Origin of the sequence: Halosolutus halophilus (assembly GCF_022869805.1) — an archaeon.
GTDB classification, from domain to species: Archaea; Halobacteriota; Halobacteria; order Halobacteriales; family Natrialbaceae; genus Halosolutus; species Halosolutus halophilus.
In genome coordinates, this window is sequence record NZ_CP094974.1 from 4,144,152 (window position 1) to 4,168,693 (window position 24,542).

General features: G+C 67.5%; 25 protein-coding genes. 13 read left to right on the forward strand and 12 right to left on the reverse strand.

The window, feature by feature from the left end; genetic code table 11:
* Window positions 1–34: 34 nt before the first annotated feature.
* Entirely contained in the window at window positions 35–757 is a 723-nt protein-coding gene (locus MUG98_RS20465; RefSeq protein WP_265112496.1) for a DUF4397 domain-containing protein, read from the reverse strand.
* A 281-nt stretch (window positions 758–1,038) separates the two neighbouring features.
* Here MUG98_RS20465 and MUG98_RS20470 point away from each other — a divergent pair, with 281 nt between their 5' ends.
* Window positions 1,039–1,305, forward strand: coding sequence for a DUF7553 family protein (locus MUG98_RS20470; protein ID WP_265109266.1), 267 nt, complete (start codon window positions 1,039–1,041; stop codon window positions 1,303–1,305).
* Between the two features lie 88 nt (window positions 1,306–1,393).
* Here the strand turns inward: MUG98_RS20470 and MUG98_RS20475 are convergent, their stop codons facing one another.
* The 3 genes from MUG98_RS20475 to MUG98_RS20485 all read right to left on the reverse strand — a co-directional run bounded on the left by MUG98_RS20475 (window position 1,394) and on the right by MUG98_RS20485 (window position 3,615).
* Window positions 1,394–2,524: an ORC1-type DNA replication protein gene (locus MUG98_RS20475; protein WP_265109267.1), complete on the reverse strand. Its 1,131-nt coding sequence runs from the start codon at window positions 2,522–2,524 to the stop codon at window positions 1,394–1,396.
* A 96-nt stretch (window positions 2,525–2,620) separates the two neighbouring features.
* The gene (locus tag MUG98_RS20480; protein WP_265109268.1) at window positions 2,621–2,788 is read right to left on the reverse strand and encodes a DUF1059 domain-containing protein; all 168 of its coding nucleotides are present in this window, start codon (window positions 2,786–2,788) and stop codon (window positions 2,621–2,623) included.
* A gap of 194 nt (window positions 2,789–2,982) precedes the next feature.
* Complete coding sequence (locus tag MUG98_RS20485; RefSeq protein WP_265109269.1) at window positions 2,983–3,615, reverse strand: hypothetical protein; 633 nt, start codon at window positions 3,613–3,615, stop codon at window positions 2,983–2,985.
* 193 nt (window positions 3,616–3,808) lie between these two features.
* On the opposite strand from MUG98_RS20485, the gene MUG98_RS20490 reads away from it, so the two are divergent.
* The 6 genes from MUG98_RS20490 (at window position 3,809) to MUG98_RS20515 (ending at window position 8,624) form a co-directional block, all read left to right on the forward strand.
* Window positions 3,809–4,579 (forward strand): GTP cyclohydrolase IIa, encoded by a 771-nt coding sequence (locus tag MUG98_RS20490; RefSeq protein WP_265109270.1) that lies wholly within the window; start codon window positions 3,809–3,811, stop codon window positions 4,577–4,579.
* A 4-nt stretch (window positions 4,580–4,583) separates the two neighbouring features.
* Window positions 4,584–5,645 carry a zinc-dependent alcohol dehydrogenase gene (locus tag MUG98_RS20495; RefSeq protein ID WP_265109271.1) on the forward strand — a complete coding sequence of 354 codons (1,062 nt, stop codon included), beginning with the start codon at window positions 4,584–4,586 and terminating at the stop codon, window positions 5,643–5,645.
* Between the two features lie 96 nt (window positions 5,646–5,741).
* Entirely contained in the window at window positions 5,742–6,119 is a 378-nt protein-coding gene (locus MUG98_RS20500) for a 6-pyruvoyl trahydropterin synthase family protein (protein WP_265109272.1), read from the forward strand.
* 4 nt (window positions 6,120–6,123) lie between these two features.
* Window positions 6,124–7,212 (forward strand): glycosyltransferase family 4 protein, encoded by a 1,089-nt coding sequence (locus tag MUG98_RS20505; RefSeq protein WP_265109273.1) that lies wholly within the window; start codon window positions 6,124–6,126, stop codon window positions 7,210–7,212.
* A 43-nt stretch (window positions 7,213–7,255) separates the two neighbouring features.
* The gene (locus MUG98_RS20510; RefSeq protein WP_265109274.1) at window positions 7,256–8,179 is read left to right on the forward strand and encodes a class I SAM-dependent methyltransferase; all 924 of its coding nucleotides are present in this window, start codon (window positions 7,256–7,258) and stop codon (window positions 8,177–8,179) included.
* Between the two features lie 181 nt (window positions 8,180–8,360).
* Complete coding sequence (locus MUG98_RS20515; protein WP_265109275.1) at window positions 8,361–8,624, forward strand: hypothetical protein; 264 nt, start codon at window positions 8,361–8,363, stop codon at window positions 8,622–8,624.
* A gap of 126 nt (window positions 8,625–8,750) precedes the next feature.
* Here the strand turns inward: MUG98_RS20515 and MUG98_RS20520 are convergent, their stop codons facing one another.
* Window positions 8,751–10,751: a MutS-related protein gene (locus MUG98_RS20520; RefSeq protein ID WP_265109276.1), complete on the reverse strand. Its 2,001-nt coding sequence runs from the start codon at window positions 10,749–10,751 to the stop codon at window positions 8,751–8,753.
* Window positions 10,752–10,828: 77 nt separating this feature from the next.
* On the opposite strand from MUG98_RS20520, the gene MUG98_RS20525 reads away from it, so the two are divergent.
* The gene (locus tag MUG98_RS20525) at window positions 10,829–12,433 is read left to right on the forward strand and encodes a SagB/ThcOx family dehydrogenase (RefSeq protein ID WP_265109277.1); all 1,605 of its coding nucleotides are present in this window, start codon (window positions 10,829–10,831) and stop codon (window positions 12,431–12,433) included.
* 78 nt (window positions 12,434–12,511) lie between these two features.
* On the opposite strand, the gene MUG98_RS20530 is transcribed toward MUG98_RS20525, so the two are convergent.
* The gene (locus MUG98_RS20530) at window positions 12,512–13,303 is read right to left on the reverse strand and encodes a TrmB family transcriptional regulator (protein WP_265109278.1); all 792 of its coding nucleotides are present in this window, start codon (window positions 13,301–13,303) and stop codon (window positions 12,512–12,514) included.
* 176 nt (window positions 13,304–13,479) lie between these two features.
* Here MUG98_RS20530 and MUG98_RS20535 point away from each other — a divergent pair, with 176 nt between their 5' ends.
* On the forward strand, window positions 13,480–13,710 hold the full coding sequence (locus MUG98_RS20535; protein WP_265109279.1) for a hypothetical protein: 231 nt from the start codon (window positions 13,480–13,482) through the stop codon (window positions 13,708–13,710).
* A gap of 25 nt (window positions 13,711–13,735) precedes the next feature.
* Here MUG98_RS20535 and MUG98_RS20540 read toward each other — a convergent pair whose 3' ends face one another.
* From MUG98_RS20540 to MUG98_RS20555, 4 genes are all read right to left on the reverse strand, one after another.
* Window positions 13,736–14,077, reverse strand: coding sequence for a hypothetical protein (locus MUG98_RS20540; RefSeq protein ID WP_265109280.1), 342 nt, complete (start codon window positions 14,075–14,077; stop codon window positions 13,736–13,738).
* Window positions 14,078–14,163: 86 nt separating this feature from the next.
* On the reverse strand, window positions 14,164–15,102 hold the full coding sequence (locus tag MUG98_RS20545) for a metallophosphoesterase family protein (RefSeq protein WP_265109281.1): 939 nt from the start codon (window positions 15,100–15,102) through the stop codon (window positions 14,164–14,166).
* A 131-nt stretch (window positions 15,103–15,233) separates the two neighbouring features.
* A complete protein-coding gene (locus MUG98_RS20550; protein WP_265109282.1) occupies window positions 15,234–16,583 on the reverse strand; it encodes an outer membrane protein assembly factor BamB family protein in 1,350 nt (449 codons plus the stop codon).
* 67 nt (window positions 16,584–16,650) lie between these two features.
* Complete coding sequence (locus tag MUG98_RS20555; RefSeq protein ID WP_265109283.1) at window positions 16,651–18,000, reverse strand: MmgE/PrpD family protein; 1,350 nt, start codon at window positions 17,998–18,000, stop codon at window positions 16,651–16,653.
* Window positions 18,001–18,372: 372 nt separating this feature from the next.
* On the opposite strand from MUG98_RS20555, the gene MUG98_RS20560 reads away from it, so the two are divergent.
* Both MUG98_RS20560 and MUG98_RS20565 read left to right on the forward strand, forming a co-directional pair.
* Complete coding sequence (locus MUG98_RS20560; RefSeq protein WP_265109284.1) at window positions 18,373–19,467, forward strand: glutamate-cysteine ligase family protein; 1,095 nt, start codon at window positions 18,373–18,375, stop codon at window positions 19,465–19,467.
* 192 nt (window positions 19,468–19,659) lie between these two features.
* On the forward strand, window positions 19,660–20,817 hold the full coding sequence (locus MUG98_RS20565) for a multicopper oxidase domain-containing protein (protein WP_265109285.1): 1,158 nt from the start codon (window positions 19,660–19,662) through the stop codon (window positions 20,815–20,817).
* A gap of 147 nt (window positions 20,818–20,964) precedes the next feature.
* Here MUG98_RS20565 and MUG98_RS20570 read toward each other — a convergent pair whose 3' ends face one another.
* On the reverse strand, window positions 20,965–21,534 hold the full coding sequence (locus MUG98_RS20570; RefSeq protein WP_265109286.1) for a DUF6789 family protein: 570 nt from the start codon (window positions 21,532–21,534) through the stop codon (window positions 20,965–20,967).
* Window positions 21,535–21,727: 193 nt separating this feature from the next.
* Between MUG98_RS20570 and larE the strand changes: the two genes are divergently transcribed.
* Together larE and MUG98_RS20580 are read left to right on the forward strand one after the other, a co-directional pair.
* Window positions 21,728–22,660, forward strand: coding sequence for an ATP-dependent sacrificial sulfur transferase LarE (gene larE, locus MUG98_RS20575; protein ID WP_265109287.1), 933 nt, complete (start codon window positions 21,728–21,730; stop codon window positions 22,658–22,660).
* A gap of 221 nt (window positions 22,661–22,881) precedes the next feature.
* A complete protein-coding gene (locus MUG98_RS20580) occupies window positions 22,882–23,238 on the forward strand; it encodes a hypothetical protein (protein WP_265109288.1) in 357 nt (118 codons plus the stop codon).
* Between the two features lie 40 nt (window positions 23,239–23,278).
* Here the strand turns inward: MUG98_RS20580 and MUG98_RS20585 are convergent, their stop codons facing one another.
* A complete protein-coding gene (locus MUG98_RS20585; RefSeq protein WP_265109289.1) occupies window positions 23,279–24,469 on the reverse strand; it encodes a twin-arginine translocase subunit TatC in 1,191 nt (396 codons plus the stop codon).
* Window positions 24,470–24,542: the final 73 nt, after the last annotated feature.

Below are 24,542 nucleotides of genomic sequence, written 5' to 3' on the forward strand. Positions count from 1 at the left end.
CGGCGCTGGCCTCGAGAGCGGATCCGGGACGGAATCAGTCCGCGTCAGCCATCGGTCCGTCGACCGTCAGTTTGACCGTGAAGTCGCGATCCATCACGTCCTGGGGCGGCTCCAGGTAGCCGATCGCGTAGGCCGTGTATGCCGTCCCTCGTTCGAGCGTGACGTCGAACGAGGCGACGATCGTGTCAGGATCGCCGGCCGGCCGGACCGTCACGGTGTACGCGCCGGCGGGGACCGGGACGTAGTCGCTCGAGTCGGTAAACTCGACGTCCTCGAACACGGGCTGGTCGTCGGCGTAGACGTCGACGGCCGGCGCGTCGGGAGCGGCGTGGACGAGTCTGACGAGTGCGGAGCCGGCGTCCAGCAGGACTGCGGGCTGGAACGTCCCGGAACCGAGTTCACCGATCGCGGCGACCGTGTAGAACGCCGCGCCGAACGCCACGTCACCGTCGAACGCGACCGTTCCCGGATCGCCGGACGCCGTGATTTTGATCCGGTACGTTCCCGGTTCGATCTCGAGGTACGGCGAGACGTCACCGTAGGCGACGTCAGCGAGCACGCGATTCCCGTCGACGTAGACGTCGACGTTCGGTGCGTCCGGGGAGAAGTGCGCGACCCGGACGGCGGCTCCGGGTGTATCGACCGGTTTTCCGTCCCCCTTGCGCTTCTCGTCGGGTTTCGGCCGATCGTCGTGTTCGTGTTCACCGACGGCGAGGACGGTACCGCTCGCCGCAGTCAGTCCACCGGCGATCCCCATCGCCTTGAGCGCCGCGCGGCGTGATACTGGCATGATGCGATCGTGATGGAGGATCGGGAAGACAAATAGCCGACAGTCAGTAGCGCGACTAGTTCCGGCGTTTCCGTCCGGCGATTTCGAGATATCACGCCCCTGTGATCGGAAGGACGCCTGTACGGCGACGTCGACGTACCGGTATCCCGATAGTACGATCGTGTAAGTGCCGAATTCCACGGGCCGATCGATCGGACGTGGCTGGTGCCCGGCCAACCGTTATGGGCGGCGACGGGGTAGCGCGGCGCATGACGGACCACCTCCAGCAGGCCCGCGACGACCTCGAAGAGGCCGCCAAGAGCGCCGACGACGACGTGCGCGACGATATCCGCGAGACCACCGACGCGTTCTCCGACTACGTGATGAGCGACACTCAGCCGGATCACGCCCTCCTCGACGAACGGCTCAATACCCTCCGGCAGGTCAGCCAGCAGGCGGACGGCAACACCGAGACCAAGGTCGAGTCGGCCATCGAGACGCTCGAGAACTACCGCGAGACGATCGATCAGGCCTGAAACGCGCGGTTATCGCGCGACAGTCGCGACCGGTAGTGCGCCCCCGATCGAACGGCTGTCGTGCGATCGGCGTGCCCGCCAGCCGCGCTCACTCCAGTCGGTTCAAAATCGCGTCCCTGTCGTACGAGAGGGTGAGCGATCGCGAGCGGCCGCGACCGTCGACGTCCGCGTAGTCGGCGTCGATCAGGCCCAGTCGATCGAGTTTGTTGACGATCTCGGAGTAGCGCGTGTAGCCGAGGTCGGTCCGCTCGTGAAAGGCCTCGTAGACGTCGCCGGCCTGTTCCCCGTCGTTGTGGGCGATCACCTCGAGCAAGGCCTGTTCGGTGTCGGTCAGGTTCGAGAGGCTCCGCGAGAGGGAGATGTACTTCGACTTCTCGTAGGCTTCTTCGACGTCCTCCATCTCGACGGTGCGGCTCGCACGCATCTCGGCGTTGAGTCCCGCCCGTCGCAGGAGATCGATCCCGACCCGGAGGTCGCCGCTCTCGGCGGTCAACTCGGCCACGCGATCGAGCGTTTCGCGGGAGATGACGCCGTCGTGGAAGCCCCGTTTCACGCGTTCGTCGAGGATGTCGACGATCTCGGGCTGGTCGTAGACCGGGAAGTAGACGTCTTCCGGCCGGAAGACGCTCTGGACGCGCGAATCCAGTTCCTCGATGACCTCGAGCGCGGGGTCCGAGGAGACGACGATGACGCCGATCTTCGCACCGGGGTACTCCTCGTGGGCCCGGAGCAGCGAGTACAGCGTGTCCGAGGCCTCGTTCTCGTAGAAGAGGTAGTTGACGTCGTCGAGCGCGACCACCATGACGCGGTTCTCCTCGACGAGTTTCTCCGCGATCTGGCCGAACAGCTTCTTGAACGAGATCCCCGAGGACGGCGGTTCGTAGTCGAAGGTCCCCTCGAACAGCCGCGAGAACACCGAGTATCGGGTCGCGTTGACCTGACAGTTGACCCGGATCGTCCGGACGTCGCTGGTCTGGGCACCGACCTCGTCGAACAGTTTCTGAATCGCCGTCGTCTTCCCCGTCCCCGGCGGGCCGCGGACCACGACGTTCAGCGGACGCGACCCGCGCACCGCGGGCCGGAGCGCGTACGTCAGGCTCCGGGTCTGCTCCTCGCGGTGTTTGAACGTCTCGGGAACGTAGTCGATTTCGAAGACGTGCTCGTTCCTGAACACGGACTCGTCCCACGACAACATCCCCTCGTCGGGGCCGTCTGCCATTACTTTCACCACGCTGTCGAAGCTACTTAGTTGTTCGCAGGATTACGGGTCGCAGGTCGGGAGTTCGCAGTCTCGTCCGCTCGGCCACGCTCACGCTCAGGCCGCTTCGACCCGCTCCATCCCGCGATCGATATCGGCCGGATCGATCCGCCCGCGGTGACTCACCCGAGCGTGGGCCCGGACCAGCCGTTCGACCTCGTCGCTGCTGCTCGATCGGAGCGCGAACTGGCAACTTCCCAGCGGACACTCGAATCGGTAAGCCATACCATACCAGAGGTCGAGAGCCGTGGTAGGCGTTGTACTTGCACAATCCTGTCGGTCATACGGCGTCAGGTCGCGAGCACCGCCCACGGCGATCGAGGACGCGATCGCGATCTCGGTCGCAGTTCTCGTGCAGGCGAGACCCGAAGCACGTGCAAAAGCGTCGTACTCGCATTCACCCCGTTCGCCGGACGTAGTTACGGCTCCCGACTGCCGCGATGGGCGATCGTTCGTCCAGCCAGTCGCTGGAGCAGGCCTCGGATCCGGGTGATAGTCGGCCCGAGGACCGGGTTCGCGGTCACGGCTACGTAGGCCGACAGGGGGACGTACCGACCGGTTTCGAGGTAGTGCAGCGCCGCCGCGGTCACCCGGTGGTTCCCGTCGGCGACGAACCACGGGGTCGCGCCGCATCTGGTCCGGACGACCAGCGGGTCGAACGGCGTCCCGGAAGCGAGGTCGTCGCGGTACGTTCGGATCGCCTCGGCGTCGATTCCCGCCGATTCGAGCGGGGCGACCCCCTCCTCGTGGATCCGCTCGGCCACGCCGAACAGGGTGCCGTCCGTCGAGGCGGCGCGCCACAGGAGATCGTCCGGCCCGTCCACCGGACGGAGGTCGACGAATCGTTCCCGATCGAGCGTGAGCCGGTACCACCGGACCGGCCGCTCGCGCCAGACGAACGCAGCCGCGCCCGGCTTCGCCGTGAGGAGCGCGTCGAGCACGGCCGCCGAGTTCGTCGGGACCGTCTCCGGATCGACGTCAGCCGCGCCGCAGTCGGCCTCCCGTGCGAGCCAGTCCCGGAGCACACGCTCCTCGGAGACCCGTTCAGACATCCGTTTCCCCGGCGGCGATCGCGGGCGATCCGGTGCCGCTCGCGGCGTGCGTTCGAGACACGAGCCGATACTCCGGCTGAACCCTACGGGAAGGAGTAGCATATACCTGGGGACGGCCGTTCTCCGGTCCCCGTTTCCCGTTCACTATCGCCCACAAATTATACCGTTAGACGTGGTACGGGGGGAAGTGACTGTGACCGAAACACAGGTTACGGTGATCCAGATCGACAACTACGGGCCGTGGACGGTAGCACCGTCACCGAAACGGGAGGTCGACCTGCAGATGCTCCAGTCCCGCCTGTACGCGGACCTCTCACAACTCGTCGGTCATCACGACGGCTACGTGTTCTCCACGCGATTCGACAACATGATCGCCGTCACGAACGGGCTCGACCTGGCGGGACACCGGCGCATCCAGGACGCCGTCCGCAACCGCTATCCCGTGACGGTCAGCCTCGGCGTCGCCACGGGGACCTCGCCCCGGGAAGCGGTCGGCGAGGCGACCGCGAACCTCCAGGCGGCCGGGAGCGCCCAGGACGGCGCGCGAACCGAGATCCTGCGCGGCGATCCGCTGGGCGAGCAAGGGACCGTCCAGATCGCCCACTTCGACGTCAACGACGCGACCGGGCGATATACTGACGAACTCGACGCCTTCGAAGTGTTCCGGCGCATCGATCGGGGGTACACGACACTTCTGGAGCACATGTACGACAGTCACGACTCGCTGTCGTTTTTCATCGGTGGCGACAACGTCATCTCGGTGACCGCCGGGCTCGATCGAACGGCGTTCGACGGGGCGATCGATCACGTCGAGGAGGCCGCGGGGATCGACCTCAAGGTCGGCGTCGGTCGCGATCGGACGGCTGGCGACGCCGGAATGGTGGCCAAAGAGGCGCTCGAACGCTGCCGGGAGAACGGAACCCGCGTCGAGATCGGTGCCGGTGAGAGAACGAGGGGGACGTAACCCGATGCCGGCCCAGTCGGTGTACTTCACGGGTCCCCGCGAGGTCGAGGTCCGAGAAACGGCGGTTCCCGACCCTGGCCCGGACGAACTCAAGGTGGCTGCGACGGTATCCGCCATCAGCTCCGGGACGGAACTGTTACTCTACCGGGGTGAAATGAACCCCGAGATCGCCGCGGACGAGACGCTGGAGGCACTCTCCGGATCGTTCTCCTACCCGTTTCCCTACGGGTACGCGGTCGTCGGGACGGTGACCGCCGTCGGCGCGGACGTGGACCCGGCGTGGCGCGACGAGACGGTGCTGGCGTTCCACCCCCACGCCAGCGAGTTCGTCGTCGGAGTCGACGAGGTGAGCGTCGTGCCGTCCGGAGTTTCGCCAGCGGAGGCGGCGTTCCTCCCGAACGTCGAAACGGCGGTCAACCTGGTCCTCGACGGGGAGCCCCGCATCGGCGAGCGGGCGATCGTGTTCGGCCAGGGCGTCGTGGGGCTGTTGACGACGGCACTGCTGGCCGAAACGCCGCTTTCGTCGCTCGTGACCGTGGACTACTACGAGAAGCGACGACGGCTCTCGAAGGCGTTCGGGGCCGACCGGTGCCTCGATCCCGACGACGACCCGGCCGCGGCGGTCAGCGAGCCGTCGGGACCGCCCGAGCGTCCGGAATCGCCGTCCGGACGGACCGAACGGGAAGCGCCCCCGCGTCGGGCGGACCTGACCTACGAACTCTCGGGGAATCCGGCGGCGCTCGACGCCGCCGTCGACGCGACCGGGTACGGGGGTCGCGTCGTCGTCGGATCGTGGTACGGGACCAGGACGGCCGAACTGTCGCTCGACGGGCGATTCCACCGGAGCCGAATCCGCCTGATCAGCAGCCAGGTGAGCACCATCGCGCCGGCACGGCGGGGACGCTGGACCGTGGCCCGTCGGCTGGCGACCGCGTGGCGGCGACTCGAGGACGTCGCGACCGACCGTCTGGTAACCCACCGCGTCCCGGTCACGGACGCCCCGGAGGCCTACGAACTGCTGGACGATCGGCCGGACGAGACTGTCCAGGTGCTGTTGACGTACTGACTGGTCCGCCGCGGCCCGGTTCGACTGTGGTCCGTCGGTCCGGCGTCGGGTCGCGCGCCACCTGGGTTTTAGTTCACGCGCGTGGTCCGACGGGGTATGTACACGGTGACAGTCACTCGCGACTTCGTCGCCCAACACTGGCTCACGGTCCCCGACCCCGGACCCGAGGGAGACCTCCACTCCCACCACCTGACGGTGGAGGTCGAGGTGGAGGGCGAGCAACTCGGGGAGTACGGCTACCTCGTCGACATCGACGACCTCAAGGCGGTCGTGGACGGGCTGGTAGACCGGTACCGGGACGCGACGCTCAACGACCTCCCGGAGTTCGAGGGGCTCAACCCGAGCGTGGAGCACTTCTCGCGGTTCTTCGCCGATCGAGTCGCGGACGGGATCGAGACCGACCGACTCGACGCCGTCGAGGTGACGATGTGGGAAGAGGACGGGGCAGCCGCTTCGTACGCCACGACCGTCTGATTCGATGCGGCTGGGGCTAGTCGTCTACGACGGCCTCGAGCGCACGTCCGGCGGCTATCGCTACGATCGACGGCTCGTCGCGGGGCTCCGCGAACGGGGCCACGAGGTCGTGGTCGTCGCGCTCCCGAAGGGCGGATACGGGACGAACGTGCTCGACAACGTCTCCCGGGAGGTCGCCGCCGACCTGACCGGTCTCGACGTCGACGTGCTGTTGCAAGACGAACTCTGTCACCCGTCGCTCGTCCGGCACAACCGCCGGCGCGACGACGCCACGCCGATCGTCTCTATCGTCCACCACCTCCGGTGTCGGGAGCCGCGGGCGGCGTGGCGGAACGCGCTCGTCAGGGCGATCGAGCGGCGCTACCTCGACACCGTCGACGCCTTCGTGTACAACAGCGAGACCACCCGGGAGACCGTCGAGACGCTCGTCGGCCCGACGACGGGCGTCGTCGCGCCGCCAGGCGGCGACCACGTCGACCCGGGAGTCACGCGGGCGCGGATCCGCGCACGTGCCCACGAGCCAGGGCCGCTCAGAATCGTCTTCGTGGGGACGCTCGTCGAACGGAAGGGGCTCCACACGCTGCTCCGGGGGCTGGCCGCCCGCCCGGCCGACGAGTGGACCCTGACCGTCGTCGGCGACCCGACGATCGATCCGCGGTACGCCCGTCGGATCGACCGCCTGATCGACGCGCTGGGCGTCGAGGAGTCGGTGACGGTCGCGGGCCGAGTGTCCGATTCGGCGCTGTCATCGACCCTCCGGGAGGGGCACCTTCTCGCCGTTCCATCCGGCTACGAGGGGTTCGGCATCGTCTACCTCGAGGGAATGGGGTTCGGAATGCCGGCGCTCGCGTCGACCGCCGGCGGCGCCAGCGAGGTCGTCGACGACGGGGAGACGGGGGTGTTGGTTCCGCCGGGCGAACCGCGGGCCGTGGCCGAGGCGGTGGGCTCGCTCGCGGCCGATCGCGAGCGCCTCACCGAGATGGGAGTCGCCGCCCGGGACGCTTACGACGCCCATCCCACCTGGAGCGACACCGTCGATCGCGTCGCGTCGTTCACGACTCGACTCCGCGAGGCCGCGGGGCCGTCGCCGTGACGACCGGACTTAACCCGCCACGAGTTGACGGGCCGATAGAGACGTGACCGAACCCGATCACTACTCGTTCCGTCGATACCTCGATGCCAAGCGGACCGTCGACCGGCGCGCCAGGAACCGGCGCGTCGCGGACGCGTTTCGCCGGACGCTCGAGAGGTTCGACGAGTCCGTCGAACTCTGCGAGATTGGGGCCGGGACGGGCGCAATGGTCGAGACGATCCTCGAGTGGACGGCCGGCACCGAGGTCCGGTACACGGCCATCGACGCCGACCCGGCCCTGGTCGAGGCCGCCGCGGACAGCGTCGTCGACCGCGCGTCGGATCGGGGCCACGGTCCGGATCGGTCTGATGGAACGGTACGCGTCGACCGCGACGGGGCGACGTTCGAGGTCGAGTTCCGCGCCGAAGACGCGCTCGCCCACCTCGCGGACCGCGACGGGACCTACGACGCCGTCGTCGCCCAGGCCTTCCTCGACCTCACGGACGTCCAGACGGCGCTTTCGGCGATCGCGGACGGGCTCCGATCCGGCGGGGTCGCCTACTTCCCCATCACGTTCGACGGGGTGACGGCGCTGGTGCCGCCGGTCGACCCCGAACTGGAGGACCGGATCGAGCGGCGGTTTCACCGTCGGATGGACACGACCGAGAAGGTCGGCGGCGAGACGGGTGACAGCAACGCCGGCCGCCGCCTCCTCACCGCGGTTCCGGCGACCGGCGGACGGATCGTCGCGGCCGGCGGCTCCGACTGGGTGGTGCGGCCGACCGACGGCGGATACGAAGCTGACGAGGCGTACTTCCTCCATCATATCGTCGACACCGTCGAGTCCGCGCTCGCGGCCGACGGGACGATCGACCCCGAGCGGTTGCGCGCGTGGGCGGAGAGTCGCCACGAACAGGTCGCGGACGCGGAACTCGTCTACCTCGCCCACCAGCTAGACGTCCTCGCCCGATGGCCGGCGTCGGCGTAGCGGACCGAACGGCCACGCGGTCGACGCCGGCGTACGATTCGGCGCAGTCCGGAGACGATCGGTTGCTCAGCGCGAGCGTGGACACTCGAATACCGGCCCCACCGTCGTCGAAGATTCGGATCAGGGACGGGAGTGGAGGCCCCGGACCAGCTATACGTCTCTCGGAATCGTAGCTCGAACTATGCACTGGAAACGGCGACGCGACCTCGAGGGCGGGAAGGAACTGGGCGTCTGGCTCCTCGTCGACGACGACGGCACGGTCGACGAAGAACTGTACGTCGAGTCCCACGAGTACCGCGGAGGCGGGTTCGACGTCTACACCGCCACTCCCGACGGGGAGTGGACACAGGAAGGCGAGTTCGGAGACGTCGAGGCCGCCTTCGAGCGGGCGCTCGACGTAATCGAGGGGAGTCAACATCCACTGGAGGGGCCGCGACCGAAGTGACGGCGTTCCCGGACGTTCGCGACCGAATCGGCCGATCGGGCGTCGATCGGGAACGAGCACGCGCTCGAACCCAGCGGGAGCGCCCGGAGCCCGGAGACAGAGGGACGCGGAACCGGGACGCGAACGCTACTCGAACTTCTCGAGCAGCCGATCGTAGAACCGCGCCTCGCGCTCGCCGGCGAGTTTCTCGACGATCAACTCGGGCGTCGATCGGGCGAGGTGGTCTTTCACCGGCGATCGGTTTACCTCGAGTTCGCCGTCGACCAGGCCGACGGCTTCGATCCCGTCGACGGTGACGTCGTAGTCGGCCATCTCGCGGATCTCACCCGCGAGGTGCGAGACGAACACCGCGGTCGCGCCGTTCTCCGAGAGCGCCTCGAGGATGCCAGCGATGATCTTCGCGCTGGCTCCGGGTTCCGTGATGCTCTCGAGTTCGTCCACGAGGACGAGCGACCCCTCGCCGCCCTGCGCGAGGTCGGCGAACTCCCGGACCGTCGATTCGAAGGCCCCCGCGTCCAGGGTCCCCTGGGTCTTGGCGTGGTAGTGGAAGTCGTCGAACCGCCGGAGGCAAACGTCCTCGGCGGGCACCGGCAGTCCCATGTGTGCCAGCACGACGACGCTCGCGACGAGGTCCAGCGTCGAGGTCTTGCCACCGCTGTTGACTCCCGAGAGGAGCGCGACCCCCGAGACCGCGTAGTCGACGGGATCGATCGCCGCAAGCGGTTCGTCCAGCAGCGGCGACCGGCCGCCCTCGATCGCGAAGCCCGCGGGCTCTCCCTCGGTCCCGCTGGGTTCCCACACGAACTCGGGCATCGTACACTCGTACTCGCGGGCGAAGCGGGCGATTGCGAGTTCGACGTCGAGTTCGAGGGCGTCCCGGACTAGCCGGCGCGCCCCGTCGCGCTGATCGGCCAGATCGGCCGCGAGGTCGCGCTTGAGCCGGCCCGCGCGGCGCTCCTTCGTGGCGGTAAGTTCCTCGCGGAGCCGACCGATCGCGTCCTCGTCGCGCTCGACCGGAAACGTCGGTTCGTCGCCGAATGCGCGCCGGGCAATCTCGGCTTCGCCCTGATCGAGGTCGAGCGCCTCGATCAGGTGCTGGCGGGCGGACTCGACCGCCGCGGCGTACTCGTCGGCCAGTTCCCGCGACAGCAGCGAGTCGACGCCCGCGCCCCGTTCGACCAGCGAGAGGAGGTCGGAACCCTCGATCGTGACGTCCTTCTCGCGGATCGCCTCCCGGAGCCGATCGTTGGCGATGCTCTCGGCCGTCCCCGTCGCCGCGTCCAGGTCGTCGACCGCCGTCGTCAGCCGATCGAGTTCGTCGTCGCCCGCGACCGTCCCGTCCTCGTCGAGCCGCGAGAGGCCGTCCGCCAGCGCGTCGAGGTCGCAGGCCGGGTCGAGGTCGGCCGCGCGGTGGACCGCGATCGCCGCCTGCAGGCGGTCCCGGTTCCGCGCGAAGAACGCGAGCGGGCGTTCGGGGACGACCTCCGCAGGGGTCTCGAGGGCGTCGGGCCGGACCTGCACCTCCCCGTCGACGGTGACGCCGGCGAACGACTCGTCGAGGGCGATGACCGTCGAGTAGCCGCGCGCGAGTTCGGCCAGCCCCTGTGCGTCCTCGACGACCTCGACGGAGAGTTCCGGGATCGCCTCGCGCGCCTCGGCGTAGCGCTCGGCGTCGGTCGTCGCCAGACAGCGTTCCCGGACCCGGACGTCGCCCGGCGTCGCGAGCGGTTCGACCCCTTCGAGCGCGTCCAGCACGGTAGCGTCGTAGTCCCGATCGATCGCGTCGGCCGCGAAGGCCTGCACCTCCTCGATGCGCGATCGACTCGGACTCGGATAGACCGTCTCGAGGCGCTGGGCCGCGTAGTCGGTGACGGTGCGACCTTTCAGCAGGCCGAGGACCTCGCGGTAGACCTCGCGGGCGCGATCGGTCGCGAGGAAGCCGCCGGGATCGTCGTGCTCGCGGCGAATCGCGCCGCGTGCGATGCGGGCCGCCCGCCCCTGCGTGATCCCGGGTGCCTCGGCGATCCGCGCGACGTCACCCGCCCGCAACGCTCGTTCGGGTTCGTCGAGTTCCGACAGCGCCCGGGCCGTCTTCTCGCCGACGCCCGGAATCGACTCGAGGTCCATGTTCTCGACCGGCCTATTCCATCGAAGCGAGAAAAAGCTCCCGCCCGTTTTTCCGGGATGGCGTGGTACCGACACCCATGCCAGTCGGGGCCCGCGAGTACCACGAACGGACGAAACACTCACCGAGAAGCGTTCGCGAGGGCAGTCACGGCCTGAACTTCGACAACAAGCCGCGGCCGTACAAGGAGTACGTGGGGGTGCCGAAACGGGCGCTCGCCGATCGCGTCCGCCCGCCCCAGCAACCGGCGCTTTCGGCGATCGCCGAGTCGACGCCCGACCGCGACCTCGACCGGGACCGACAGCCGGACCTCGAGACCGTCACCGCCCTCTGTTACTACGCGGCGGGGATCACGAAGTCGATCGACCGTCGCGATCGCACCCTCCTGTTCCGGGCCGCGGCGACCACCGGCGCGCTGTACCACGTCGACCTGTACGTGGTCTGTGGGGACCTCGCCGGGGCGGCGACGTCGTCCTCGAACCGCGACGAACCCGCGCTCGACGCCGGCGTCTACCACTTCGATCCCGGGACGCTGTCGCTGGACGTGCTCCGGGAGAAGGACTGCCGCGGAGTTCTCGCGAACGCAGCGGACCACGACGGCGTCGCGAACGCACCGCTCTCGATCGTCACGACCTCGACGTGGTGGCGCAACGCCTGGAAGTACCGCGATCGGACCTTCCGGCACGCGTTCTGGGACTCCGGCACGACACTCGCGAACCTGCTCGCCGTCGCCCACGCGCTGGACTACCGGGCCGAGGTCGTCACCGGATTCGCGGACCGGCCCGTGGCCGACCTGCTCGGCGTCGCCCCGGAGCGTGAAGCGCCGCTCGAAATCGTCCCGATCGGCGACGGCGCAGACTCGTCCCCCGCCGGCGCGACCGGTCAGGAGCCGATCGATCCCGAGACCGAACCGCTCTCGCCGACCGAGAGGGAGTTTCCGCTGATCCACGAGGCGTGGGCCGCCGGCACGCTCGCCGACGGGGACGAAGCCGCATCGTGGCGCGCCGATCGGCCCGCGGGGCCGATCGGGACGCGCGACTCCGGCGACGGCGAGCGGATCCCCCTCGATCCGGTCGATCACGAGACGGCGTCGAGTCGGCCGCTGCACCGGACGATCCAGCGCCGCGGTTCCTGTCGCGAGTACAATCGCGAACCGATCAGCTTTCGAAAGCTGTCGACCGTGCTCGATCGGGCCGTTCGCGGGGTTCCAATGGACGTACGGCGTCAGGACTCACTTCGTTCGTCCTCGAACGGGCGAGCGGCCGATCCGCCCCTGTCGTTCGTCGATCCCTACCTGCTCGTCAACGGGGTCGACGGCCTCGAATCGGGGGCCTACCACTACCATCCCGACGAGGGCAACCTCGAGCGGCTACGGGCGGGCGAGTTCCGCAGCGAGGCGGGCCACCTCGCGCTCGATCAGCGGCTGGGAGCCGACGCCGCAGTCTGTCTCTATTTCGTGACCGATCTCGACGAAATCGTCGATGCGCTCGGCGATCGGGGTTACCGCGTCGCCCAGCTGGAGGCGTCGCTGACTGCCGGTCGCCTGTACCTGGGAACCTACGCCCACCGCGACCTCGGCGGGACGGGGCTGACGTTCTACGACGACGCGGTCACGGACTTCTTCGCGCCGCGAGCGGCCGGCCAGACGCCGCAGTTCCTGTACACGATCGGGCGACCGGCCTGACAGCGCGTCTGGCGGTAATTGTGTCGTTCAGAATTTTGATCGAACCGGTCACCTCGCCGAGAGAACGCCCGTAGAAACTCACTCCGCTCGATCGCCGTCGAGTCGCCACGTGAAGATCGCTCGAAGGACGACGACGAGACTGTTTCGGTCGCCCGCCCCCCAGATCGCCGTCTCTTCGATCTCCGTCTCGTTCGCGTAGCCGTCCACGAGCGCACTGACGAGCGCCGTCTCTTCGTCGGTAATCAACAGGCTTCCGGCAGGTGTCTCTTCCCACTCCCAGAGCGTGTCGAACAGTTCGGCCGACGGCACCGTCTCCTGGATACGGTTCTGTACGTCGTCGGAGATGCCCGCAAGATAGATCTCGACCCCGCGATCGGCGGCCGCCTCGATCCGGTCGAGGTGCTCGTCGGTGAGCAACTCGTCGACGGTCATGTAGACGATCTGTTCCTCGGCGTCGGCGATGAACTCGTCGATGCGGGAGGACACCGCCTCCCGACCGGTGACCGTCCAGACGCCGAACTGTTCGCGCTGGGGCTGGGCTGGCCCGATCGTCTCCAGACACTCCGCGAGTTCGGTAATGGTGTTCTCACGTTCGACGTTGAGCGTGCGGATGATCGTCTCCTCCGAGACCACCGTGAATTTTCGCGGCGTCGTGTGCAGGATGTCGATGAATCCCCGTTCGTGGAGTCGATCGGCCGCTTCGTACACGCGAGTCCGGGGGACGTTGTTGACGCGGGTGATGTCCTGGGCGGTTCCCGTCCCGAGTCGCAGGATATTGATCAGCGTCTGGGCTTCGTACTGGGAGAGTCCGAGTTCCTGGAACCGGTCGAGCGCCTCGGCTTCGGCCTGCTCTTCGTCGAACGACACCATACGAGAGCCGACGACGGAGAGCCGGAAAAAGCCCCGGCCAGCCGACAGAGGCCGCTCGGGAGGACAGACGCGGCCGGCACCTGCTCGCGGACTGGCATTCCGGTTACCGAGACGCCCACGCGATGGCTTGCGGACTCCGGCGGGCCCGTTATCCCGTCAGCGGTGCAAGGACGGGTATGGGACTCACGAAACTCCTCCACTCGAAAGCGACCCGATCGCTGACCGTCGTCTCGGTGCTGAGAGACGCGAAGACCGCGCTCGATCGCGGGAATCGGACGCGCGCGATCGCGTTACTCGGCGTCGCCGTCCTCGCCTGGAAGTGGACGGTGGTCGGCCTCGCCGCACAGGGCGTCGTCAAACTGCTCCGGGCGGGACGGGGCGGCTCGTCGGCCTCGAAGCCGGCGTAGTCGACGGTTCAACGAGGGACCGCCGCTAGTCGCCGAAGTCCGCGTCCTCGAAGTGGTCGTTGGCCAGGTCGTCGATCAGGTCCTCGGTCTCCTCGGCTTTCTCGTCGTCCAGATCCTCGATCGCACCGACGCCGCGACCGCCGCTTTTCGCCGTGCTGAGCGCGTTCTTGTTCAGGTCGCCCCCGGGATCGACCACGGGCAGTTTGAGATCGGTGAAGTTCTCCGGCGGGAATCCCGACGCCGAGAGGACGAAGTGGGCCGCCACCTCCCCCAGGTCATCGGTGTCGAAGTCCTCGAGTTGCGGGTCGTCCCACTCCTCGGCGGTCGTCCCCGAGAACTCGGGTTCGTGCATCTCGTAGCCCGTCATAGCCGAATCTACGATCGGCCGACCGATCGGCGTTATCCTTGCAGATTCAGGACGGCGAATCGCGGCACAGCGGTGCAGACGGGCACCTACGCGAAGTCGTCGACGAGCGGGAACGTCGCCAACTGCGCCGCCGAGAGCAACACCCGATCCTTCTCGTAGCCGTGCGCGATAGACTCGACCATTCCGTCGCCGTTCGTCAACGGGACGAACCGAACGACCGTTCCCCGATCGTCGATCTCGAGCACGAGGAGGCCGTGCGGGAACGACGAGACCGCCGGGACGGTGAGTTCCGTCACGCCGTCGGCGCGCTCGATCGCGGGGAAGTGGAGGTGGCCGGTGACGACCAGCGCGACGTCGTGGCTCACGAGGAGGTCGACCAGCGGTTCGGGGTTCGAGAATCCGGGGACCTCGCCGGCGACTGGCAACTCCGCGCGGTATCGCTCGTAGAGGTCGCCCGTCGCCGGGAGGTTGTGGTGGACCACGACGATCGACGCGTCGGCGTCGGCGTCGGTCAACACCTCGTCGAGCCACATCAGCTGTTCCGCGTCGATCCGGCCGTCCCACGTCTCCGCGGGCGACCCGGGGGTCGCGGCGTGGCTGTCGAGTCCGAACACGGCGAGGTCGCCGAACCGAATCCGGAACGGGAGCCCGCCGGGCGTGTACCGCTCCTCGAACTTCCTGATCGGAAGCGAGTCGTGCTCGTCGAACGTCGTCGGGAAGTCGTGGTTGCCCGGCACCGCGACTGCCGGCGGATCGAAGGCGGCGAGGTCGTCGAACAGGTCGAACTCCGCGGGCACGCCGTTGCGCGTCAGGTCGCCCGCGACGACCACCCCGTCGACGTCCCGATCGTTCACGGCCGCGACGGCACCGCGCAGGTGCCGTTCCGTGCGGTGAAACACCTTCCACGTCCCGGTCGCGTCCGTCGCGAGGTGGACGTCGGAGAGGATCGCGAGCCGGGTCGGCTCGGTCGCCGTCGGCCGATCGAGACGGGCGAGACGTTGCCCGGAGTGTGGTCGGACCGTCATCGATCGATCCAACGGGACGGAGACCGGTAATCCTCACCCCGTCACTCGCGATCGGACACGTCCACCCGTCACTCGCGATCACCCCTCGCCACCCGCGATCGGACGGCCCCACCGAAACGGCTCACGGCGTCTCACTCGGCGGCCACGAACTTGTAGCCGCCGCCGTCGGTGTCGATCTCCGACTCGTCCTGATCCTCCTCCGGGTCCGGCGGGTTGGGCGCGCGCTCGGCGACGTAGATCGCGCCGTCGTAGACCAGCGGCGTGCTTGAAACGTAGCCGTCCAGGTCGACGTGCCAGACCTCCTCGCCGGATCGCTTCGCGACCGCGTAGAGGGTGCGATCGTCCGACCCGAAGACGAGCCGATCGGCACAGACCGTCGGGGAACTGAGGATCCGCCAGTCCGTCCCGAAGCGCCACGCCTCCTCGCCGGTGTCGGCGTCGAACGCGTACATGTTCCCGTCGTGGCTGCCGGCGAACACCGCGTTCAGCGTCGGATCGATCCCGGGGCCGGTCATGGCCGATCGTCCCGTGTCGAACGACCAGTCCTCGGTGCCGGCTTCGAGGTCGACGCGGTAGATGCGCCCGTCCCAGGAGCCGAAGAATGCGCCGCCGTCGTACGTCGCGACGGGGCCCTTGATCTCCCCGTCCGTGTCGTTGTGCGGGTCGGTCTCGAACGTCCACGCCAGTTCGAGCGTTGACGTGTCCCATCCGTAGAGGAGTCCGTCGTTCGCTCCGACGACGAGCGTCCCGGTCTCGGGGTCGATCGCCGGCGTCGAGTGCGGGTGCTCGTCCGGGCGGCTCTCCGCGTCTTCCCAGCGCACCGCGCCGTCCCCGGGATCGACGGCGAAGATACTGCCGTCGTAGCCGGAGTACTCGACCGCGACGAAGAGCCGATCGTCGAAGTAGAGCGGGCTGGAACCGATGTAGTCGCCGAGTCGGGTCTGCCACACCTCCTCGCCCGTGGCGGCGTCGAAGGCGTAACAGATCCCGTCGTACGCGCCGACGTAAACGGTGTCGCCGACGACCGCGGGCGTGCCGTGGACGCCGCGGTCCTCGAGGTCGGTTTCGGCGGTCCAGCGCACCTCGCCATCTGGCTCGAACGCCCTGACGTGGCCGGTGTCGCCGGGCAGGACGACCCCGCCGTCGGGAAGCGGAACGGCGCTCGCCTTCGCGGCGTTGTGGTCGATCTGGTTGAGTTCGTCGAAGCGCCACTCGCGTTCGACCGCGTCGGGGACGCGCTCGTCCGGGTAGTACCCCCAGCGCTCGACCGAACCGCGGAACTGGACGGCGCCGTCGGGAATCGTCTGGGTCGGCACCTCGCCGTCGTGCTCGGTCAGTGGCGGCTCGTCGCTCGACGCGATGCCCTCGCGGACCGAGCCGAGACAGCCGGTGGTCGTGGTGACGGCGGCGATCCCGGCGGCGCGCAGTGCTCGACGGCGGGAGAGAGCTAGTCTATCGTTCCGTGAGTTGTGTGAGTTCATTGGTCGGAGTCTTCAGTTGGGCCTCCGTCAGGTGGACTTGACCGGGTCCCGGCTCCAGACGGGACCGCTACGCCAGCACCCCCGTCAGGTCAGCCACCTCGTGTTCCTCGAGACGCCGGATCGTCTCGACCAGATCGTCGCGACGGCCGTCCGCGAGGTGTTCGCCCGCGATCGCGTCGACCTTCTCCTCGAGGCCGTCCCAGCCGATCGGATTCGTCGGGTGGCCGCGGAAGGCGTCCTTCTCGACCCGGTATGTGGTGCCGTCGTCCATCGTGACGTCGATGATCGCGGGCATCTCGCCCGCCTCGAATCGCGCCGTGAGTTCGGGATCCGCGCTGACGTCGACGATCCGGAGCAACGCCTGCACGTCGTCGCGCCGGATGCGCTCGGGGTCGTACTGTGCGAGCGAGAGGTCGCGATCGATCAGCGCCGCGGCGAGCATGTACGGCAGCGAGTGGTCCGCCTGGGCCCGCGTCTCGACATCGTAGCGGTTGCCCTCGCCGCCGCCGATGATGCGCTTCGCGCCGGCGAACGTCTCGAGTTTGATCCCCGCGACGGCGGCCGGATCGAGGTCCTGGTGCCGGGCGAGTTCGATGATCCCCTCGACCGCGGACTGGGCGTAGGTTTCGCCGACGTAGCGCTTCGTCATCACGTCGTGGACGCGCTCGCCGGGCGAGAGGTCGACGTCGAACGGCCCCGAGAGCACGTCCTCCCACCCCTGCTGTCCCTCGAAGAGGTTCCGCGGCCCAGCGATCCCGTTCGTGGCCAGCATCACCGAGTAGACCGCGTTGCGCGCCGCGTTCGCCGACGCGAGTCCCTTCCACTCGTTGATCTCGCCGGTGCGAGTTACCCGCAGGGCGTTGTGTGCGGTTCCGGCGATGGCGATGGCGTTCCGGGTTTCCTCGAGATCCAGTCCGAGGAGTTTCGACGCGCCCGCGGCGGCCGAGATGACGGTGTGGGTCACGTGATCGAATCCCTTCTCACGGACCGGGGTGTTCCACGCGAGTTCGGCCTGAATCTCGTAGGCGATCGCGAGCCCCGCGAGCAGGTCCGATCCCGATCGATCGGCGTACTCCCCGGCGGCGACGACGGCGCCGACGGCATCGCTCGGGTGGGGGGTCTCGCCCGGCGCGAGAAACGAGTCCACGTAACCGAGGTACCGGACGAGCGCGGTGTTGTGCATCGCCGCCTGCACCGGCGACGCACCGCCGTCGCGACCCCAGAGCGTACACGGCCCGTCGTCCTCGAGGTCCGTCACCGTTCGATAGACGGCCCGGGGCGGTTCGGCACCCTCCGCGGCGATCGCGACGCCGATCGAGTCGAGGAGCCGGCGTTTGAGCGCGTCCCGGACGTCGGCGGAGAGGTCGTCGGAGTCGGTCTCCCGAACGAACTGTGCTATCTCGAGCGTCGTGGGCATGCGCGGCGCTTCCACGAACACGGCAAAACGTCTTGGCGTGGCTCCGCCACACACCACCCGCGGACGGGGAACGCCGCGTATCGGCCCGACGACGGCCCGTGACGCGCCGTTCGCGGTTCGCGAGGAACGGCCCCGTCTCGAACGAGAGTCGACGGGACGGACCGTTATGTAGAGGGATCGACAACCGCTCGCTCGACCGTCGGCTCCGGCCACGTCAAATACAGCAGGCTGCTGCAGGCCCGATCGATTCGGAGAAACACGTTCGAACTGTGATAACGGAGTACGGACGCCAATTTTCACCGACCGACTCGATCGAATCGCCGTAGCAGGTACCGAACCGCCGGAGCAGTTCCCGTTCGAAGGACGCGAGCAATGAAAACGAGCATCGAGGTCGAATACTGGGTGATCGATCGAGACGGCGACCTCACGTCGCCGGGCGAACTCACCGACGTCTCCGATCGGACGGTCGAGGAGTTCGTCGAACCGCTGTTCGAACTGAAGACGCCGCCCTGCGAGTCGATCGAGGAGCTTCGCCACCGGTTCCTCGAGGAACTCGACGCCGTCCTCTCGCGTGCCGAGGAACTGGACAAACGGCTCGTCCCGCTGGGGACGCCGATCAACTGCGACGGGATTACGCGTCGGCCCGGCGAACGGGGCCGCATCCAGAAGCGGGTCGTCGGGTCGGACTTCGACTGTGCGAAGCACTGTGCGGGGACCCACGTCCACGTCGAGAAGCGAAACGTCACGGACCAGCTCAACACGCTCATCGCACTGGATCCGGCGCTCGCGCTCGTCAACTCGTCGCCGTACGTCCGGGGTGAGCGGGTCGCGAACGGCGCACGCGCCTACTGGTACCGGAAGGAGGGGTACGACCGGTACCCGAAACACGGTCAGCTCTGGGCGTACGTCGAGAACGTCGGCGAGTGGCACCGCCGCCTCGAGCACCGCTTCGAGGAGTTCAAGTCGGCCGCGATCGGGGCGGGCGTCGACGAGGCGGCGGTCGAGGAGCACTTCTCGCCCGACGACGTCGTCTGGACGCCGATCCGACTGCGGGAGTCGATGCCGACCGTCGAGTGGCGATCGCCCGACGCGGCGCTCCCGAGTCAACTCCTTCGACTGACCGGCGAACTCCGGGCGGTGATGGACGGCCTCCATCACACCAACGTGCAGATCGAGGACCGAAGCGGCGACGCGCCCGGCCGCGTCACGAGCGACGGCATCTCGCTCCCCGACTTCGACACCACCTGTGACCTCGCGGAGGCCGCCATCCACGACGGGCTCGAAGACGACCGCGTCGCCGGCTATCTCGATCGCATGGGGTTCTCGATCGGCGACTACCACCCGATCGCGACGCGGATCGACGGTCGACAGTACGTCACCAGGGGCGACGCCCGCGACCTGCGACTCGAGTACGCGAACGCGCTCGAGGCCGACGTCGACGCGTTACTGGGTACGATCGAACCCTGAACCCGGTACCGGGCGATTCTACAGACGGAAACGGTTCGAGTCGAGAGGTCGACAGTAGCCACCGAAAGTCAGCGCACATCCGATCGTGCAGCCGTCGTTTACGTAGTCTCGGGGAACATGTTCACGTCACTTCCCGATCGATAAGAACGGGCTCGGCCCGTTATACGCCGGCTCTTCTTACGTCGAGTTGGTATGAGTGATCGTATTGGCGCACCTGGATTGGGTCTCTCGCGACGCGAATTCGTTGCTGCGACCGGCGGCGTAACGACGCTGGCCGGCCTGGCCGGCTGTACGAGTCGGGGGGCCGTGCAGGGCACCGAGCCGGCGGAGTCGACCGAGGAGCCCGCCGACTCGTCCGAGTCTGGTTTGCCGTGGACGAGTTCACCGGAGGTCGTACAGGTCGACGAGCAGGGCGGTAGCGTGACGCTACGGTCGGTGACGGCCCAGCACGCCGTCCATCCCATGGACTCGATGGGAGGTCCGGTGGAGCTCCCGCAGGTCTGGGCGTTCAAGGCAGACGACGGAAAGCCGAGCGTGCCGGGGCCGATCCTCCGGACGACCGAGGGCAACGACATCGAAGTGACCCTCGACAACACGGGCGCTGACATGCCGCACACGCTGCACTTCCACGGGGCGAAGAAGACCTGGGAGAACGACGGCGTGCCGACGACGACCGGTATCACGGTCGACCCCGGCGAAAAACACACCTACACGATCCCCGCGAACGTCCCTGGAACGCACCTCTATCACTGCCACTACCAGACCCATCGCCACATCGATATGGGGATGTACGGTATCTTCCGGGTCGATCCGAAGGGGTACGAACCGGCCGACAAGGAGTACTTCTTCACCCTCAAGGACTGGGACTCGCGCGTGAACCGACAGCTGGCCGGCGAAGATGTAGACTACAGCCCGCGTCAGCGCAACCCGGACGTGTTCACGATCAACGGGAAGAGTCTCCCGCGAACGCTCCACCCTGAAGACGGGTCGCCGATCATCGTCGATCACGGCGATACAGTTCGCCTCCACATGATCAACGCGGGTTACATGTCTCATCCCATGCACACGCACAACCACCGATTCCGTCTCGTCGAGAAGGACGGCGGCCAGATCCCGGAGGCGGCCCAGTACGAACAGGACGTTACCAACATCGCCCCCGCGGAACGCCATACCGTCGAATTCGAGGCCGACGCCGACCCCGGCATCTACCTCATGCACTGTCACAAGGTCCACCACGCGATGAACGGCAACGTCTATCCCGGCGGGATGGTCAACGGAATCGTCTATCGCGACGCGATGGATACCGACGTTTTCGCGGATCTCATGGTGCACGCGGGCTACGAGGGCTGATCCTCGAGACGGAGTGTCACTGATGCAGCGCTACTCGTTTCCTGATCGCCGTTCAGTTTCGTACCCCCGATCGCACGACTGCTCTGCCCAGTGGTAGCACTGTGAGAGCCCAGGGCTGTAGCCGCGGGGGATGTCACCGTAGAGATTTCAGTTTCCGTCGTCGTACTCGTACTCCGTCTCGGGATCCTCGACGCCCTCGGTTCGCGACCCGACCCAGGCGCCCAGCGAGAGCCCGTAGACGAGGTGTCCAGCGTGAAACAGCGCGAGTTCGTCGCTGTCGAGTCGAATCCCGAGCAGTTCCTTCAGCACGATCTGCGTGCCGAACGCGGAGAGCGCCATCCCGTAGATCATGCCCCAGATGATGCCCCGCTGTTCGGGTTCGATCGACCGTTCCGCGTCCTGTAGCGCGAACAGGCCGCCGAAGAGCGCGCCCGCCTGGATCCCGTAGGCGAAGTGCAAGACGAGTCCGGCGATCGGATGCTCCTCGGGATCGCCTCCGGTGACGTACTGGGACCAGAAGTTCGCCGACGGCGGCAGCGATCGCATGATCGGCAGCCGGAACGCCGTCATGATGACGGTCGCGACGAACCCCGCCTGCAGCCCGCGAATCGTCGCGTAAATCGCGTGTTCCGCCCGCGATTGCTGGGACGTCGCCTGCGGTCCTTCCCGGGGTTCCCTCGTCGACCGCAGCCGTCGGACTCGATTTCGTAGAGACATCGGTTCTGGACGTGTACCACTGGCGGCTCCTTAACCATCCGGCGCGCTGTCTAATGCAGTCGACCCCGCCGATCGGTCGCGCCGCTGTACCACTGTGTCCGGGACCAACCGTCGCTGTTCTGGATCCTCTATCGGTCCGAGCGATCGGGTCGACGACAACGCGTTTTTGCCCGTCCGGTGCGAACGGGGGGCCATGACACGGGTCGAGGCGAAACTCGAGGCCGCCCGCGACGATCTCGCAACCTACGACGGCGTGCTGGTCGCCTTCTCCGGCGGAGTCGACTCCAGCGTGGTGGCCGCGCTCGCCCACGACGCCCTCGGCGAGGACGCGGTCGCCTGCACCGCACAGAGCGAAACCCTCCCCGAAGCGGAACTCGCGGACGCGAAACGGGTCGCCGAGGAGATCGGTATCCGCCACGAGATCGTCGCCTTCTCCGAACTCGAGAGCGACGACTTCGTCGCGAACGACGACGATCGCTGCTACCACTGCCGGACGATGCGGCTGGGCGAGATGCTCGAGACGGCCCGCGGTCTCGGTATCGAGACCGTCTGCGACGGAACCAACGCCGACGATCCGGGTGTGGGTCACCGGCCCGGCCTGCAGGCGGTCGAGGAACTGGACGTCTACTCGCCGCTGCTGGCCCACGACGTCACGAAGGAGGAGGTCCGGGCGATCGCCGACCACTACGACCTCTCGGTCGCGGACAAACCCTCGATGGCCTGTCTCTCCTCGCGCATTCCCACGGGGCTGTCCGTCACCGAAGACCGGCTCACACGGGTCGAGCGGGCCGAAGCGCTGCTCCGGCAGTGGGGGTTCGACCAGTTCCGCGTCCGCGACCACGACGGCCTCGCGCGCATCGAGGTCTCGCCGGCCGAACTCGATCGGGCGCTGGAACTGGAGTTCGTCGAGACCGTCCGCGCGGAACTCTCGGATCTGGGCTTCGACCACGTCACGCTCGACCTGCACGGCTACCGGACCGGGAGCGTCAGTCCCGAGGGCGAGATCGAGCACGAAAACGCCCACGAGAACGAAAGCGGTCACGGGACCGACCAGGGGTCCGAACGTGGATCGGACGACCCCGTCGTCTCCGACGTCTTCGCGGCCGACTCGGGAACCGACGACTGACGACCGCCGGCGCGGCCGGTTCGATCGATGGCCCCGCGACGACCCGCTCGCCGGCCCGGAGTTCTCGATCGTCCGAATCGCCCCGACACTGAGAGACATTCGTCCAGAATATAACCCAATCTTGCGTCGTGAACCAACCAATAGAAGTATTTCTGAATCACTATCCGATAATATTGCACAATGCGATACGGACGTAGCCTTTCCACGGGTACTGGTGATCGATGGACGCCGACCTGCCGCCGGACTGGACGATCGAAGAGCGTCGGACCTATACCGCCGCCAACAGCGATCGAGAACTGGAGTATCGGATCTACCGTCACGAGTCGGGCGACCTCCGGGTGAAAGTCGCCCCGGCCTCGCTCGACGGCGAGGAGCACCCCGGCTACACGCTCACCGTGACGAGCTATCCCGGGCTCGAGTTCTCCGAGTCGAACCGGGTCAGGACCGTCCTCCGGTTCGAACGCTGTATCCGGATCGGGCGCCAGTTCATGACCCTGTTTTCGGCCAGTTACGACGGGGCCGGTTCGCTCGAAAACGCGCTCGAGTACGCCACCGATCGGACTCGCGAGCATCGGTAATCGACCCGAGACACCGCCCGGCGTCGGAGCCGACGGTCCGTCACTCCCGGCCGACCCACTTCAACACCAGCAGCGTCCCCTCGAACAGCAGGATCATCGTGACGGCGACGAGGACGGGCGCCATCATCGTCGGATCGAGCGTGAACATGAACGAGAGCCCCGCGAACGCCGCCCAGAAGTACAGCCGCTTCTGGACCAGCCAGCGACGGGTCGTCACGCCCATCATGATCGCGAGCATGATGAACAGCGGAATCTGGAAAACGATCGCCAGAAAGCCCGTCAGCGTGATGATCAGGTTGAAGGTCTCCCCGAGCGCGTAGGCGATGTTCGCGCTCCCCTCAGCGTAGTAGGTGAAGTACTGGAAGAGGACCGGCAGCACGAGCAGGTACGAGAACAGCATGCCCAGCCCGGCGAGCACGACGCTCGTCGGCACGGCCGCGAGATAGTACTTGCGCTCGTGGGGATACAGCCCCGGTCGCATGAACAGGTAACACTCGTAGACGAACGCCGGCAGGGCGACCATGATGCCGAGCAGCGCCGAGAGCTTGATCCGGGTCAGCCACAGTTCCAGCGGGTGGTAGAGGTGCGGCGGCGGCACCTCGTCGATGGCGTACGGAAAGACGTTGAGCCAGATGTGTTCGATGGCCTCCGAGGCCCACAGCAGCCCGATCGCGGTCCCGGCCGCACCGACCAGTAACACGACCGCGAGCCGGAGCACCATCTCCTCGATGTGATCGGCCAGGGGCATCTCCTCGTCGTCCGGCGGCGTCGAGATGCCGCCGATGTCGTCGTCCTCCGGATATCCCGGCCCGCCGGAGCCGGGATCGGGATGATCACTGACGACGCCTTCGCCGTCGGTCCTGGCCTCGGTCGGATCGTCGGGTGTGGCCGGTGCGGTGTCGTCGGCCGCAGTCGGCTCGCCCTCGGCCGGTTCGTCGGTCGCGGTCGGCTCAGTATCGTCGGTCGCGGTCGGCTCAGTATCGTCGGTCGCCGCGGCGTCGTCGGAGAAGATCGAATCGTCCGTCTCGGCGTCCGCCGTGAACGACGGGCTCTCCTCGTCGGGGCCGTCGCCCGGTTCGTCACTGAAGACGGAGCTAACGTCGTCCCCGAAAAACGACTCGGTGTCGGACTCGTCGTCGCGCTCGGCTGACTCGACCGATCGTTCGTCGGGGTCTACCCGTGGCTCGTCGGACCCGTCCGCGGCAGTCCTCTCCTCCGGCTCGTCCGACATCTATCGGGATATAGATAGGCCGGCGGTTATAGGCCTTTTTCTTACAGAGACTGTGAAGAGTTGACAAGGGACG

Coding starts and splice junctions, on each gene's coding strand:
- MUG98_RS20515 (WP_265109275.1), top strand. CDS start 8,361: ATGCACTGGAAACGGCGACGCGACCTCGAGGGCGGGAAGGAACTGGGC.
- MUG98_RS20555 (WP_265109283.1), bottom strand. CDS start 18,000: ATGCCCACGACGCTCGAGATAGCACAGTTCGTTCGGGAGACCGACTCC.
- larE (WP_265109287.1), top strand. CDS start 21,728: ATGACACGGGTCGAGGCGAAACTCGAGGCCGCCCGCGACGATCTCGCA.
- MUG98_RS20470 (WP_265109266.1), top strand. CDS start 1,039: ATGACGGACCACCTCCAGCAGGCCCGCGACGACCTCGAAGAGGCCGCC.
- MUG98_RS20540 (WP_265109280.1), bottom strand. CDS start 14,077: ATGACGGGCTACGAGATGCACGAACCCGAGTTCTCGGGGACGACCGCC.
- MUG98_RS20545 (WP_265109281.1), bottom strand. CDS start 15,102: ATGACGGTCCGACCACACTCCGGGCAACGTCTCGCCCGTCTCGATCGG.
- MUG98_RS20520 (WP_265109276.1), bottom strand. CDS start 10,751: ATGGACCTCGAGTCGATTCCGGGCGTCGGCGAGAAGACGGCCCGGGCG.
- MUG98_RS20560 (WP_265109284.1), top strand. CDS start 18,373: ATGAAAACGAGCATCGAGGTCGAATACTGGGTGATCGATCGAGACGGC.
- MUG98_RS20525 (WP_265109277.1), top strand. CDS start 10,829: ATGCCAGTCGGGGCCCGCGAGTACCACGAACGGACGAAACACTCACCG.
- MUG98_RS20535 (WP_265109279.1), top strand. CDS start 13,480: ATGGGACTCACGAAACTCCTCCACTCGAAAGCGACCCGATCGCTGACC.
- MUG98_RS20475 (WP_265109267.1), bottom strand. CDS start 2,524: ATGGCAGACGGCCCCGACGAGGGGATGTTGTCGTGGGACGAGTCCGTG.
- MUG98_RS20530 (WP_265109278.1), bottom strand. CDS start 13,303: ATGGTGTCGTTCGACGAAGAGCAGGCCGAAGCCGAGGCGCTCGACCGG.
- MUG98_RS20500 (WP_265109272.1), top strand. CDS start 5,742: ATGTACACGGTGACAGTCACTCGCGACTTCGTCGCCCAACACTGGCTC.
- MUG98_RS20465 (WP_265112496.1), bottom strand. CDS start 757: ATGGGGATCGCCGGTGGACTGACTGCGGCGAGCGGTACCGTCCTCGCC.
- MUG98_RS20565 (WP_265109285.1), top strand. CDS start 19,660: ATGAGTGATCGTATTGGCGCACCTGGATTGGGTCTCTCGCGACGCGAA.
- MUG98_RS20550 (WP_265109282.1), bottom strand. CDS start 16,583: ATGAACTCACACAACTCACGGAACGATAGACTAGCTCTCTCCCGCCGT.
- MUG98_RS20570 (WP_265109286.1), bottom strand. CDS start 21,534: ATGTCTCTACGAAATCGAGTCCGACGGCTGCGGTCGACGAGGGAACCC.
- MUG98_RS20580 (WP_265109288.1), top strand. CDS start 22,882: ATGGACGCCGACCTGCCGCCGGACTGGACGATCGAAGAGCGTCGGACC.
- MUG98_RS20585 (WP_265109289.1), bottom strand. CDS start 24,469: ATGTCGGACGAGCCGGAGGAGAGGACTGCCGCGGACGGGTCCGACGAG.
- MUG98_RS20495 (WP_265109271.1), top strand. CDS start 4,584: ATGCCGGCCCAGTCGGTGTACTTCACGGGTCCCCGCGAGGTCGAGGTC.
- MUG98_RS20485 (WP_265109269.1), bottom strand. CDS start 3,615: ATGTCTGAACGGGTCTCCGAGGAGCGTGTGCTCCGGGACTGGCTCGCA.
- MUG98_RS20480 (WP_265109268.1), bottom strand. CDS start 2,788: ATGGCTTACCGATTCGAGTGTCCGCTGGGAAGTTGCCAGTTCGCGCTC.
- MUG98_RS20505 (WP_265109273.1), top strand. CDS start 6,124: ATGCGGCTGGGGCTAGTCGTCTACGACGGCCTCGAGCGCACGTCCGGC.